This is a genomic window from Haloferax massiliensis, assembly GCF_001368915.1.
GTDB lineage: Archaea > Halobacteriota > Halobacteria > Halobacteriales > Haloferacaceae > Haloferax > Haloferax massiliensis.
Genome location: NZ_CSTE01000001.1, coordinates 137,364 through 150,340, shown reverse-complemented (window position 1 = coordinate 150,340; position 12,977 = coordinate 137,364). Strand labels below are relative to the sequence as shown.

Below are 12,977 nucleotides of genomic sequence, written 5' to 3'. Positions count from 1 at the left end.
CATGAGTGTCATTGAACTCACTGACGTCGTGAAACGCTACCAGAACGGCGAGGAGGTCATCGCCGCGCTCGACCACGTCGACTTTCACGCCGAACGCGGTGAGATGGTGACGATCATCGGCCCGTCGGGGTCCGGGAAAAGTACCATGCTGAACATGATCGGACTGCTCGACACCCCGACAGAGGGGACGGTCCATCTCGACGGTCGCAACGTGACCGACTTCTCCGAGGACGAACTGACCGAAGAGCGGCGGTCCGGAATCGGGTTCGTGTTTCAGGACTTCCATCTGTTGCCGATGCTGACCGCGACCGAAAACGTCGAGCTTCCGTCGATGTGGGACACCTCTGTCGACCGGCACGACCGCGCCCAAGACCTCCTTCAGCGGGTGGGTCTCGGTGACCGACTCGACCACAGACCCGACCAGCTGTCGGGGGGACAGCGACAGCGCGTCGCCATCGCGCGGGCGCTGATCAACGAGCCGGACATCCTCCTCGCCGACGAGCCGACGGGGAACCTCGACCAAGACACCGGAGAGACGATTCTGAGCGAGCTGACTCGCTTAAAAGAGGACGAAAACGTCGCGATTGTCGCGGTCACGCACGACGAACAGATGCTGGAGTACACCGACAGCTCCGTTCGGCTCGTCGATGGCGTGGTCAAAGAGGTCGTCGAGAGATGAGCGTCGTCGACCTCCTCTGGCGCTTCCCCAGCGTCCAGATGGCGTGGCGAAACCTCGGCCGGAACAAACTGCGGACGGTGTTGGCCGCCCTCGGCATCATCATCGGCGTGGTCTCCATCTGCTCGCTCGGGATGGCGACAGCCGCGATTCAGCAACAAGCGACGTCGCAACTCGGGAGCATCGGTAACGAGGTGTCGATAACGTCCGGTCAGGACAGCGACACGGACGGGGTGACCGACGACCAGGTCGATACGATGCGGAATCTGGTGACCGACGCGGAGGTGGTCCCCCAGAAGACGAACTCGACGTCGGTCTCGTCGCGAAATGGACGGGAGGTGCGGGTGAGCGTCACCGGGGTGACGAACGCGGCCGCGCTGTACAACCTCACCTCGGGCGAAGCGCCCTCCCGGCTGTTGAGCGGCGCACTGCTCAGCAACAGCACCGCGACCACCCTCGGGATTGAGGAGGGTGACCCCGTCGAATACGACGGCCAACTGTACCGCGTGCAGGGCTTAATCGAGGAAGAAAACGCGTTCGGCTTCGGCGGCGGCGAACTCGTGTTGCCCGAGTCCGCGCTCTCCGAGCAGAACCACTACGACGTCGTGACGATTGTCGCCGCGGATAGCTCGACCGCGACCGAGATCGGCGGGGAGTTAGACCAGTACTTCAACACCGAAGACGAAGAGGAACTCAGCATCAACACGTTCGGCAACGCAGGCCAAGTCGGCGGGTTCTTGGAGACGCTTTCGCTCGCCTTGCTGGCAATCGGCGGCATCTCGCTCGTCGTCGCGAGCGTCGCCATCCTCAACGTGATGTTGATGAGCACTGTCGAACGCCGCGGCGAAATCGGCGTCCTCCGTGCGGTCGGGATTCGGCGTTCCGAAGTGCTTCGGATGATTCTGACGGAGGCCGCCCTGATGGGCGCGCTCGGAGGCCTTATCGGCGTGGCACTCTCGCTCGCGGCGGGGCTCGCCATCTTCCAGATGATTACAGGAAACCCGCTTGGGGCGTTGCAGTGGAGCGGTGCCCAGTATCTGGTGTACGGGTTCGGCTTCGCCGTCGTCGCGAGCATCCTCAGCGGGGTCTACCCCGCGTGGAAAGCGGCGAACGACCGGCCGGTCGACGCGTTGCGAGGCTGACCCGCCTGCCGCGAGTCGCCGCCCGCGGCCTCACCCGTGGGTGGAGTGCTGCCCCGTCTCGGACGACGCGTTCCGTCTGTGTAGTCGCGTGAGACGGCGGAACACCGAGAGCGCGAGCAAGTAACAGAGAACGAGCCCGGCGACGAACGTCCCGGAAACGACCCAGAACACGACCACGCCGCCCGCCTTGAGGAGTCGGACTAACAGCGACGCCGTTCGGGGCCCCAAGTACCCCGCGAGCGTGGTTTTGTTGGCGCGTGTATCGCCGGTGATATCTTGGATATTGCGGGACTCGACCCCGGCGGCGGTGATCAGAAACCACCCGAAGAAGACCGCCACCCCTTCGAGTGAATACTGCTGGTGTGTCGCTGCGACGACCGAAAAGACGGCGACGAACGCCCAAGTGAACCCGACGCCGATGGAATCGAGAGTCGGATAGCGCTTCAGCCAGCCGTAGCTTCCGAGCACGACGAGGGGAACCTGAGCAAATAGTAAATCGCTGACGTTCGCGGTCGCCGTCTGAAACACCAGCAGACAGACCACTAGCTCGTAGCCGAGTAGCGCGAGCAGTTCCGTCGCGAGTAGCTCCGTCTGGTACCGTCGCACGAGTCTCGTCCGGTGCGGTTGGTTTATCTCGTCTTCGGCCGTCCCCCCTCGTCGGTCTTCGACGTATATGAAATAAAACAGGAGCGGTGCGAGCAGGAGCCCGCCTCCGATCGAGCGGGGGTCGACTCCCATCGCGACTCCCGAGATCGCAACCATCGCGGCCGATAGCAGACACAACCAGATGTTCAATTGAAAAAACAGGAATCGAGCGTCTGCCACTCTCATCTCAGCGCGTTCCCCCCCGAGAGCCACCGTTGCGGCAGACCTGTGGTCCGAGCCATTGAAACCAGTCCGTACTGTTCATCTCTCAGGACTATCTCGCCGCTCGTACTATACTTGTTTGGTCACCGCCACGACTGAAGTCGTGTGCTCGGCCGTGCGGTCGTTTCCCCTCCGAACGGTCCCGAGCGGTAGCGGTGTCATCGCCGCCGCCCGACTGCCGCGTTCGCCGCATTCGAACCACCGTCTGAACTGCGATTCGAACCGAACCGGTGCCCGCACCGAGGCCAACTCTGCGAGCGTTTTCGCGAACCCATCCGCCTCTCTTCCCGCTTTTCGTACTGACGGAACTAGACTACGCCTTCCATGCGGAATTGTGCATTATATTACAGATGCCCCAAAAGAATAATTAGATCGATAATACTGGTATAGAATACGTGCTTGACCGATGGCTCACTCCCGAGATTTCTATCTCTCTGATGTACCTTGGGGTGGTCCCATCGGTCGTGAACTGTCAGCTTCTCTGGCAGGAACGTGACAAACCGGGTGTCATCTGGTTTATCCTTTCGATGGCAACCGGGGGTCTGTGGTCGTTACTGTTCGCAACGTTTACCCTCATTCCGGACCCGCAGCTCACGCTCGCGGTTGCGAATTTCTTCTGGGTGATGATTCCGACCGCCGCAGTGACGCTTTTCTTACTCGCCTACGAGTTCGTTTTCAAACAAACGGCCTCCAGAACCGCCGTTTATGCGTTGTTCACTCCGATTGTACTCTTATTTATCCTCTCTTGGTTCAATCCGTACGAACTGGTGTTCACGAGTGCGTACTACGTGACCGCGGACGGAATCTTACACTTTCCAATTTTCGACGGCCCCCTGAAGGTTCTCGTGACGAAGATATACGGTTACCTTCTCGTGTTTCTGGCCGCGGGCATGTTCGTCGGAGAGTTGCTTCGGACGAACGGCACGCAGCGTCGACAGACAGTCTATCTCTTGGTCGTGTTCTCGATGCTCGTCGGCTCAACGCTCGTTAAGGTCGCGGGGCTCGTCCCAATCTATTTCGACCCTACGTCCGTCTTGTACTCGTGTTCCGGACTCTTCTTTGCGTATTCGATTCGGGAACACGGGTTACTGAAATTCGTACCCGTCGCTCGCGAGCAGACGTTCGAAGAGATCACCGACCCCATCTTCGTGGTCAACGCCGCCGGCTACATCGTCGATGCGAATCAAGCCGGGGTCCGACTGTCAGAACAGAGTCTCATCGGAACCAAAATCGAGGAGTTCATCTGTGGCTCCACGGTGTCTGCGGACGCGCAAGGCTCCGGCGTCGTCAAATTAGAGATATCCGGTGGAACGCGGACGTTCTCGATTGAGACATCGGAGATCATCTACGGTCGGGGAGTGACCGGGAAAATCGTCGTGTTGAGCGACATCACGGCCCTCAAGGAGCGCGAAGAGGAATTAGACCTCCTCAAGCAGGTCCTTTCGCGTATCTTCCGACATAACATTCGAAACGACCTCAACGTGATTGCGGGGTTCGCGGCCATCATTCGAGACTCGACGAGTGGTGAGACCGCTCAGTCGGCAGATCGCATCCATACGCGCGCCATGAAAGTCGTCGAACAGGCGGCGAAAGCGAGGAAGATCGAAACGGTGTTGTCGTATACCGAGACGGATCAACGCCCGCTCGACGAGTATCTATCCAAGGTCGAACAAAGCGTCTCGGCCGAGTGGCTGACGCACGTCTCGTTTGACGTCGATGACGTCGTCGTTGACGCGCATCCTCGGTTCGATCTCGCACTCGCTGAGTTGATCGAGAACGCCGTCTCTCACCACGCCGGCGACGACCCGATCACCGTGCGCGTCACGACGGACCTCTCTCCGACAGCGGCGACGATCATCGTCGAGGATAACGGTCCGGGTTTACCACCGTCCGAATTCGCCGTGTTAGAGGCCGGAGAAGAAACGGATCTGGAGCACGGCTCCGGAATCGGCCTGTGGTTAGTGTACTGGATCGTCTCCCGTTCGAACGGGACGCTTAGTGTCCGGGCGTCCGAGTCCGGCACGCAAGTCCGAATTCGACTGAACCGAGCGGATTCGGCCGCTGACGGCGGAGACTCGCCCGCGACTGACGACGGTCGCGGATGACGATGTCTCCGACCGGCGCGTCGGAACTGACAGCAGAAGAGAGTCGCGTACCGTGCGTACGGTCGCCAGACACAACCTGCGTCACACAGGCTACGCTCCGGTACGACACTCTCACGCCGTATCGGTTCGATTCGGCGGCCCCGCTGGAGTTCCGCAGTCAGACAAGGACGCACTGCGATATTATTCCTGTTGGTATGACAGAACACCGCATGCTAATCCGACGACGGGCGGGGGCACCGAAAGCCACAGTCGCGTTCGAGACGCATCGGCCGTGGCGCAGAGCATATTGTATATTTTATACTTTCCTTCGGATAACTACGGTCTACCCTACATTCTAAATATGTGAACTGTATATTAGCGACACGACCGCGTAGACGTCCAGATTACAGAAAGAATGCTATTTTAGCCCTGTTAATTCAGTAATACCCAGCTACAAGATTAAAATAACAACAATGTATTCGAATATAACCGAATTCATTGGCGAGTAATAGTCGATCGAATTACTAATTCGGGTAACAGTAACTTTATTGCGATTATAGATGTGGGTGATCCGTCCATGATTTTCGCCCGTTGTGGTACGCGATATGTGATGGGAGTCGACGCGTCCCCGCGAGGCGCGACGCGATGAGCGTGTACGCGACCAGAAATTACACGCATAAATTTGTAACCCAATCTCGCGCCCACGCGGCGTTCGGTCCGTGCCCGCGTTTAGTTCGACAGCACAGATATGTATTGAACGACCATGGTAATTCAGTAATACCAGTATTACGCAATTGTCAGCGTCCGATTCAGGTCGCCGACGAACAGTACGTTCAATACGGGCCGGCAGACCCGGCTGGTACATGGTCGCGTTCGGCGGGCTCGCAACAGTCGTCATAGCCGTAGTCGCAAGTCTGTTCGTGGCGTGGGCGATCGGAGCCGGGTCATCGGGGTCGACGCCGTTTGCGCCCGCGGTCGGGGCCAACGCGATTTCGGTGATGCGCGCGGGCTTCATCGTCGGGCTCCTCGGCCTCGCGGGTGCGACCCTCCAGGGGGCGAACGTCACCGGGGCGATGGGAACGACCTCGTCGTGTTTCCGGTTTGCGAACCACGCTCGTCGACAGATGATAAATATTGTGAAAAACAGACAATAGTAGAGTGGTTGAATCACCACAATTATAAAAACAATCAAATTCGACAATTTCGACACGAACACTCGTAGTATCCAAATTAATATTGATAACTACATGGTTATATGCACTTCAGAAGGTAAATAGGTCAAAAAATATCGGAAATATGTTTCATGTGGGTTTTGTACGTGTATAATGTACTGATATCGGTTCTACTCGAATCTGAGACGCATCTGACTACTCTGTAATTTCGTCCGATTCCAACCTTCCTCATGGCGATTAGAATAGTATATTTCAAACAATATTCGTGGAGGACTGCTGACGCGACAGGCTGTGACGGGTTAGCCGTCTGTGACAATCCCTTCGACCCGTCCGTGGTCGAACAACTGCTCGTCGTCTCCGAACTCCGGGTAGTCGTCGCCGTCCTCGTAGGTCGGCCACGCGCCGAACTGGTCGGGATACAGCTGTTTGGCCGTCATCTCCAACTGGAACAGGTTCATCAGCGGCCCCTGCCACCGCGTCCCCTGCGGGTAGACGCGGTCGTTCTGGACGGCCGCCAGTTCGCGGCCGACGGGGTCGTCTCGGAGATTCCGCTTCAGCCCGTCGAAGTCGAACGTCTCCGTGACGGTCCATAACGCGAGAATCACGTCGGGGTCGGCCTCTAACAGCGCCTCCATGTCGACCTCTTGGAACGGCCCCGTGAACTCCGCGCCGCCGAAGGCGTCGACCGCGCCGAGCGGCCGGGTGTGGGAGTTCCAGTAGCCGGGCGCGTTCAGGCGGAGCAGATAGATGCTCGACAGGTCCGTCGAGACGGAGAGGTACGCGGCGGTGGGCCGCTCGGACTCGGTCGGAAGGCCGTCTTCGACGGTGCCGAGCAGGTCGTCGTGGACGGACTGGAGCGCCTCGTAGCGCTCGCGCTCGCCGTACAGCGACGCGACGCGCTCGAACAGCTCCCAGAGGTCGTAGTACTCGTAGCCGTCGGCCCACTCCTCCGGGGGCGCGGCGTTGAAGTTACTGTAGTAGTTGCCGAACCACGGGCCGATGTTGTCCGCGACTTCGTCGACGTCGGCTCGGTTCCAGTTGTCCTGCGCGGTCACCCACGCGGGGTCGACGAGATGGAGGTCGCTGTCGAGTTCGTACAGCCGCTCTTTCGTGAAGCCGTACTCGCCCGCCGCGTCCGCCCACTCAATTTCGAAGCCGTCGAAGCCGGCAGTGAAGTACTCCAGCCCCGCGACGGTGCCGTCCCACCAGAGGTTGTTGACGGTGTCGCCCCGTCCGAGCGCGCTCGCCATGTCCGGGAACCACGGGAAATGAGTGAACACGTTCGTCGGCGGCTCGTCCAGCGTGACCGTCCCGACCGGCGACAACTCGGCCGCGTAGCTCGACTCGGGCGTCTCCGTGGCAGCCTCGGTGGTTTCCGTCTCGGTCGCGGTCGCCGTCGAAGCCGCATCGCCCGACTGGCCGGCACAGCCCGCGAGCACCCCGCCGCCCAGAAGCGCTCCGCCGTACCTCAGGTAGTCTCTCCGCGTCGCCCCCGTGTTCTCGTCGTTCCTCATGTGAATCAGGCCCACCTAAAACGATATAGCTGCTTCGAAATTTAGGTGAGACTAAAAACGATTAGCACGATCTGAACAGTCGGCCTACGACTCCGCTCCGCGGATGATGTCGGCGACGCGCTGGTGGTCGAACAGTTGTGCGTCCTCGTCGTGAAGCGTCTCGATGCCGTCCCACGCGCCGAACTGCTCGGGGTAGAACTGCTTGGCCACGATTTCGGTCTGGATGAGGTTGATAATCGGCCCCTGATACGACGTGCCGCCGCGGTAGAGCCGGTCGGTTTGCACCGCGGTGAGCCGCTGGCCGAGTGGGTGGTCGCGAAGCCGGTCCATCCGCGTCTCGAACTCGCTGTGCGAGAGACTGGCGAAGCCGTACGGGAAGACCAGGATGTCCGGGTCGGCTTCGAGCAACTGCTCGTAGTCCCAACTCGCGTAACTCCCGTCGATGTGGGGACCGAACCCGTCGACGATGCCGAGGTCTTGGTACTGCTTTTTCCCGTTTCCAGCGCCGATGGGGTACGCGTCGAGCGACCCCTCCGAGAAGTCGGAGAACGACGAGATGAGGCCGATTTCGGGGCGTTCGCCCTCCGGGGGTAGGCTCGCCTGGAGGTCGGCGATGAGCGCGTCGTGGACCGTCCGTAGCCCCTCGTACCGCTCTCGCTCTTGGAATACGTCGGCGACCTTCTCGAACGCCTCGTACAGCGAGTAGTACTCGTAGTCGTGCCAGTCCTCGCCGTGCCGTCGGATGTAGTTGCCGACGACCGGGCCGACGTTCGACGCGATTTCGTCGAAGTCCGTGGCCGAAAAGCCGTCGTGTTTCAGACCGACGAAGTGGGGGTCGAGCAGGTGTACGTCGGCGTCGAGTTCGTAGAACGCCTCTTTGTCGAACGTCCCCGACGAGAGCTGACGGACGCCGTCGAACGAGACGTCGACGCCGGGAAGCGTGTCGTAGAACTGCAGCGGCCAGCCGTCGCGGTAGACGAGCGCCTGCAGCGAATCGAGTTTGCCGAGAGCGATTCCCATGTCGCCGTAGTTGCTGTAGTACGCCATCCACGTCTCCGGAACGGCGTCGAACGCGACGTCGCCGGCGGGAGCCATCGTCACCGTGTACGGCGCGTCTTCCGGCGTGGTCGTCTCTATCGCCGTCGCGGTCTCGGTCGACGGTGCGGTCTCTGTCTGCGTCGCGGCCGAATCGCGCTGCGAACAACCGGCCAGTAACCCGCCCCCGAGAACTGCGCCACCGTATTTCACGTAGTCTCGTCGCGTCGGTCCCTCACGTCCCTCGTCATCACTTGGCATGTGTTTTTAGGCTAGCCTAAATTAATATAATCACTTCGGTTCCTCGGTGGTGACCGGCGCTGGTGTCGATTCCGACTCGGTGCAGCCGCTCGGCGCGCGTTCGGTATCGAGTCTCAGATTTAGGGTGTCGACCCGACGACGCCCGGCGTCGAAGCCGGGCTAGGGTTCGGACACGCCGACGACCTGCTTGCCGATGTTGTCGCCGGAGAACAGGCCGAGGAACGCGTCGGGCGCGTTCTCCAACCCGTCGACGACGGTCTCGCGGTGTTCGAGGTCGCCCGAGGCGACCCACGCCCCGAGCCGTTCGCTCGCCCGTCCGAATCGGGTGGCGTAGTCGCCGATGAGAAGCCCTTGGACCTTCGCGCGCGGCGCGATGAGCTGCGGGAGCTTCCGCGGGCCGGTCGGCACGCCCTCGTCGTTGTAGTGGGCGATCTGCCCGCAGACCGCGACGCGGGCGTCGAGGTTCAGCTTGGTGAACACCGCGTCGGTGATGGGGCCGCCGACGTTGTCGAAGTAGACGTCGACGCCGTCGGGCGCGGCGTCGTCGAGGGCCGCCCGGTAGTCGTCGACCGCTTTGTAGTTGATTGCGGCGTCGAAGCCGAGGTCGTCGGTGAGCCACGACACCTTCTCGTCGGAGCCGGCGAAGCCGACGACGCGACAGCCGTTCAGTTTCGCAATCTGGCCGACGACGGAGCCGACCGCGCCGGCGGCCCCGGACACCACGACCGTCTCGCCGGGCGAGGGGTCGCCCACGTCGAGCAGGCCGAAGTACGCCGTTCGGCCGGGCATTCCGAGCACGCCCAGATAGGCGGGGAGGTCAGCGACGGACGGGTCGACGGGCGCGACCTCGCTGGCGTCGAGGATGCTGTAGTCCGCCCACGCCCCGTTGCCGGTCACGACGTCGCCGGCGTCGTAGGCGTCGCTCTCGCTTTCGACGACTTCGCCGACGACGGCCCCCTGCATCGGCTCGCCGACGCTCCACGGCTCGGCGTACGACTCCGCGTCTCGCATCCGGCCGCGCATGTACGGGTCGACGGAGAGGTATCGCACGCGCACGAGGAGTTCGCCGTGTCGCGGTTCGGGTCGTTCCCCCTCGCGGAGTTCGAAGCTGTCCGTGTCCGGCTCTCCCTCGGGTCGCTCGGCGAGAATCCACTCGCGGTTCGAATCGCGCATACCCGAACACGGACCCGCGGACCAAGGACGGTGTCGGTTCCAGCAGCACCGTCCGGTTCGACAGACTGGCGTCGGGCGTCGGTCGACGGCGCTCCCGTCGCGCGGCCCACCCTCACGCCACCCTCGACGAACGACCGCTACACCTTCGCCGAACCAAGCCCCTATTGCGTCGGACCGGTTACGAACCGCCGAACCATGCAGGTCGCAGTCATCGGCGCGAACGGCGGTATCGGACGCGAGCTTCTCCCGCGACTCGCGGACGCCGGCCACGACCCCATCGGCGTCGTCCGCGACGAGTCGCAGTTCGAGGCGGTCCGCGACCGCGGCGGCGAGCCGCGACTGGGCGACCTCGAAGGCGACTTCGACGCGGCGCTCGCCGGGGCCGACGCGGTCGTCTTCACCGCCGGCTCCGGCGGGTCGACCGGCGCGGACAAGACGCTCACGGTCGACCTCTGGGGCGCTCGGCGGGTGGTCGACGCCTGATCTGGTCGCCAAGCGCTGCGCCGACGACCACCTCGAACAGTCGTCGCTCGACGCGACGATTCTCCGCCCCACGGCGCTCACCGACGCGGACGGGACCGGCTCCGTCTCGCTGGCTGTCGACGGCCTCGGCGGCGACGCGCCCGAGATTCCGCGGGCGGACGTCGCACAGACGGTCGTCGCCTGTCTGGACATCGACCGGACCGTCGGCGAGACGATGACGCTCACGGGCGGCGAGACGCCCATCGAGCGGGCGCTTCGGGGCGACGACTGAGTCGGTGACGCGCCCGCGGCTACCGCGGGACCGGACCGATATCAGGCGGTTTCATACTCCCTCGCCGAACAGCTAGCGAAACCGTGAGTACGAATGGCGGCACGACGGGCACGCGACGCGAGACGCTGGGGATAGTCGTCGGGTTCTTCCTGCTTTCGACGGCGGCCGCGGCCTACGAAATCGCCCCGGCGAGCGTCTTTCCGGCCATTCAGGACTCGCTCGGACTGAGTTCGAGCGCGGCGGGCTGGCTCGTGAGCATCATGTACGCGACGGCGGTCGTCACGAGCGTCCCCATCGGCGTCGTCCTCGACCGATTCTCCGTGCGCCGCGTGGTCGGACTGGCGACCGTCGCGCTCGTCGTCGCCGGCGGCTGGGGCTGGTACGCGGCCACCGCCGGCGCGTACGGCTGGCTCCTCGTCTCGCGGGTGCTCGGCGGCCTCGCGTACGTCACGTTCTGGAACGCGGGCGCGAACGTCGTCGGCAGCGCCGTCCCCCCGCGACAGCGCGCGACCGCGGTCGGCGTGTTCACCGCGAGCGCGCCGGTCGGCTTCGCCCTCGGACAGTTCGGGAGCCCGCTCATCGCGAACGTCGCCGGGTGGCCCGCGATTCTCCCGCTGTACGCCGGGGTCGCGGTCGTCGGGGTCGCGTTCTTCGCGGCCGCGACTCGCCGCCGCGTCCCCGGTGTCGACGCGCCGTCCCCCGACGGGGCGGCGCTCCGCGAACTGTTCGGAAGCCGGGCGGTCTGGACCGTCTGCGCGCTCTGCTTTCTCGCCTACTCGCTGTACCTGTTCGTCAACACGTGGCTGCCGAGCTTCCTCGCCAGCGAGTTCTCGATTTCGCTGGCCGCGAGCGGCCTCCTGACCGCGCTGTTCCCCGCCATCGGGGCGGTCGCGCGGTCGACAAGCGGCGTGGTGACCGACCGCGCGTTCGGCGGTCGCCGCCGCCGCGTCATCGTCTCGTCGTTCGCCGTCGCAACGCCGGCGGTCGTCGCGTTCGCGTTCGTCTCGCGGCTCGGTGCGGTCGTCGGCGCGGTCGTCGTCGTCGGCTTCGCCATCCAGCTCGTGACGGGACTCATCTTCTCGTACATCGCCGAACTCGTCGCCCCCTCGGTGCGGGCGACGGCCGTCTCGCTCCTGACGAGCGTCGGACTCCTCGGCGCGTTCGCCGCGCCCATCGCCGCCGGCGCTATCATCGACTACGCGGGGTACACGCCGGCGTTCCTCGCCGCGGGCGGCGTCGCCGTCATCGGCGTGCTCTTGGCGCTTCGAGCGCCGGAGCCGACTCGGGCGTAAGCCTCCGAACCGCGCTGTTCTCACCCGTCCCAACGCCTCGATTCGCTCGCCTATTTATATATTAACTATTCAGTCACTTTATGTATGAGGCACACCGACGACTACGTATGGCCCGCGCAGTCAACCCCGTTCGAACCGACTACTCGAACACCCAGATGGGGCTCATGGGGACGCTCATCGTCGCTTTGATTGCAGTGCTCATGATACCGTTCGCGCCGTTCATCCTCCTCGGTCTGCTGTGGAGAGCGTTCCACTAGAGACGGCGAACCACGCGTTGACCGGCGGATATCGGGCACAACGAATTTTATCGACCCGGCCGACCGACCGACTGGTATGTCCGTTCCCCGCCGAACACTCCTCCACTACTGCGGCCTCGCCGCGATTGTCGGGCTCGCGGGATGTGCCGGCTTCGGCACGTCACCCGCCGGTGCGCCCGACCTCGTGCTCGTTAATCAGAACGACGCCCCAATCACTGTCGAGACGACTGTCACCGACGCCACCGGCGAGACGCTGGTCTCCACGCGTCTCGACGTGCCCGTCGTCGAGGGTCACGGTCGTCCGAACGCGTCGATCGACAACGTGTTCGACACCGACGGAACGTACGCCGTCTCGGTCGCCGTGACTGATGGACCGTCGGCCACGACAGAACTCGATGTCGACGGAACTGCTGAGGACACCGACACCCACCAGGTGTACTTCGAGGGTGACGATATCACCTTCTCGTGAGCGTCGAGACGGGCCCACGATCCCGCCGACTCGCCATGGGCCTCTCCCTCTCGCCCACCAACGGAATGTTCGGAAACACATGCATGTTCAATTGAATACGTAATAATTGATACTGTTCGTATAGTTGGGCACTGTCTAGTTAGTGACCTCCTCAACCGGCGTTCGTCCGTCGAGCGATTGATGCGGTCGGTGGAAGTTATAGTATTGCGCAAATTGTATAAACCACTCGCGGACGCTCCCATGACTGCCCACCCACGAATTATGGAAGCGGTCGACTCGCA

General features: G+C 62.7%; 10 protein-coding genes and 3 pseudogenes. 8 read left to right on the top strand and 5 right to left on the bottom strand.

All coding sequences use genetic code 11. The features are described 5' to 3' along the window. The first annotated feature begins 1 nt into the window (after position 1). Together BN996_RS00705 and BN996_RS00700 are read left to right on the top strand one after the other, a co-directional pair. Positions 2–679: an ABC transporter ATP-binding protein gene (locus BN996_RS00705; protein WP_042664976.1), complete on the top strand. Its 678-nt coding sequence runs from the start codon at positions 2–4 to the stop codon at positions 677–679. Then, positions 676–1,818 carry an ABC transporter permease gene (locus BN996_RS00700; RefSeq protein WP_042664973.1) on the top strand — a complete coding sequence of 381 codons (1,143 nt, stop codon included), beginning with the start codon at positions 676–678 and terminating at the stop codon, positions 1,816–1,818. The genes BN996_RS00705 and BN996_RS00700 overlap by 4 nt, the downstream gene beginning before the upstream one ends. A gap of 30 nt (positions 1,819–1,848) precedes the next feature. On the opposite strand, the gene BN996_RS00695 is transcribed toward BN996_RS00700, so the two are convergent. After that, positions 1,849–2,649: a UbiA family prenyltransferase gene (locus tag BN996_RS00695; RefSeq protein ID WP_089777279.1), complete on the bottom strand. Its 801-nt coding sequence runs from the start codon at positions 2,647–2,649 to the stop codon at positions 1,849–1,851. A gap of 473 nt (positions 2,650–3,122) precedes the next feature. Between BN996_RS00695 and BN996_RS00690 the strand changes: the two genes are divergently transcribed. Together BN996_RS00690 and BN996_RS00685 are read left to right on the top strand one after the other, a co-directional pair. Continuing rightward, complete coding sequence (locus BN996_RS00690) at positions 3,123–4,790, top strand: histidine kinase N-terminal 7TM domain-containing protein (RefSeq protein ID WP_089777278.1); 1,668 nt, start codon at positions 3,123–3,125, stop codon at positions 4,788–4,790. An 842-nt stretch (positions 4,791–5,632) separates the two neighbouring features. Beyond that, positions 5,633–5,851, top strand: a pseudogene (locus tag BN996_RS00685) (inorganic phosphate transporter); the annotation flags it as partial. A 389-nt stretch (positions 5,852–6,240) separates the two neighbouring features. On the opposite strand, the gene BN996_RS00680 reads toward BN996_RS00685, so the two are convergent. From BN996_RS00680 to BN996_RS00670, 3 genes are all read right to left on the bottom strand, one after another. After that, positions 6,241–7,455, bottom strand: coding sequence for an ABC transporter substrate-binding protein (locus BN996_RS00680; protein WP_089776742.1), 1,215 nt, complete (start codon positions 7,453–7,455; stop codon positions 6,241–6,243). Between the two features lie 84 nt (positions 7,456–7,539). Further along, complete coding sequence (locus BN996_RS00675; protein WP_089776741.1) at positions 7,540–8,751, bottom strand: ABC transporter substrate-binding protein; 1,212 nt, start codon at positions 8,749–8,751, stop codon at positions 7,540–7,542. A gap of 159 nt (positions 8,752–8,910) precedes the next feature. After that, complete coding sequence (locus tag BN996_RS00670; protein ID WP_089776740.1) at positions 8,911–9,924, bottom strand: NADP-dependent oxidoreductase; 1,014 nt, start codon at positions 9,922–9,924, stop codon at positions 8,911–8,913. Positions 9,925–10,119: 195 nt separating this feature from the next. Between BN996_RS00670 and BN996_RS00665 the strand changes: the two are divergent. The 4 genes and pseudogenes from BN996_RS00665 (at position 10,120) to BN996_RS00655 (ending at position 12,696) form a co-directional block, all read left to right on the top strand. Next, positions 10,120–10,678, top strand: a pseudogene (locus BN996_RS00665) (NAD(P)H-binding protein). Between the two features lie 83 nt (positions 10,679–10,761). Next, positions 10,762–11,970 carry an MFS transporter gene (locus BN996_RS00660; RefSeq protein ID WP_089776739.1) on the top strand — a complete coding sequence of 403 codons (1,209 nt, stop codon included), beginning with the start codon at positions 10,762–10,764 and terminating at the stop codon, positions 11,968–11,970. 107 nt (positions 11,971–12,077) lie between these two features. Further along, on the top strand, positions 12,078–12,227 hold the full coding sequence (locus BN996_RS19900) for a DUF7535 family protein (protein ID WP_167344080.1): 150 nt from the start codon (positions 12,078–12,080) through the stop codon (positions 12,225–12,227). Positions 12,228–12,303: 76 nt separating this feature from the next. Further along, positions 12,304–12,696 carry a hypothetical protein gene (locus tag BN996_RS00655; protein WP_089776738.1) on the top strand — a complete coding sequence of 131 codons (393 nt, stop codon included), beginning with the start codon at positions 12,304–12,306 and terminating at the stop codon, positions 12,694–12,696. A gap of 135 nt (positions 12,697–12,831) precedes the next feature. Here the strand turns inward: BN996_RS00655 and BN996_RS00650 are convergent. Continuing rightward, positions 12,832–12,977, bottom strand: a pseudogene (locus BN996_RS00650) (integrase core domain-containing protein); the annotation flags it as partial.

Excerpts from the sequence above, each read along its gene's own strand:
- BN996_RS19900 (WP_167344080.1), top strand. The coding sequence starts at position 12,078 with ATGGCCCGCGCAGTCAACCCCGTTCGAACCGACTACTCGAACACCCAG.
- BN996_RS00690 (WP_089777278.1), top strand. The coding sequence starts at position 3,123 with ATGTACCTTGGGGTGGTCCCATCGGTCGTGAACTGTCAGCTTCTCTGG.
- BN996_RS00695 (WP_089777279.1), bottom strand. The coding sequence starts at position 2,649 with ATGAGAGTGGCAGACGCTCGATTCCTGTTTTTTCAATTGAACATCTGG.
- BN996_RS00680 (WP_089776742.1), bottom strand. The coding sequence starts at position 7,455 with ATGAGGAACGACGAGAACACGGGGGCGACGCGGAGAGACTACCTGAGG.
- BN996_RS00655 (WP_089776738.1), top strand. The coding sequence starts at position 12,304 with ATGTCCGTTCCCCGCCGAACACTCCTCCACTACTGCGGCCTCGCCGCG.
- BN996_RS00670 (WP_089776740.1), bottom strand. The coding sequence starts at position 9,924 with ATGCGCGATTCGAACCGCGAGTGGATTCTCGCCGAGCGACCCGAGGGA.
- BN996_RS00700 (WP_042664973.1), top strand. The coding sequence starts at position 676 with ATGAGCGTCGTCGACCTCCTCTGGCGCTTCCCCAGCGTCCAGATGGCG.
- BN996_RS00705 (WP_042664976.1), top strand. The coding sequence starts at position 2 with ATGAGTGTCATTGAACTCACTGACGTCGTGAAACGCTACCAGAACGGC.
- BN996_RS00675 (WP_089776741.1), bottom strand. The coding sequence starts at position 8,751 with ATGCCAAGTGATGACGAGGGACGTGAGGGACCGACGCGACGAGACTAC.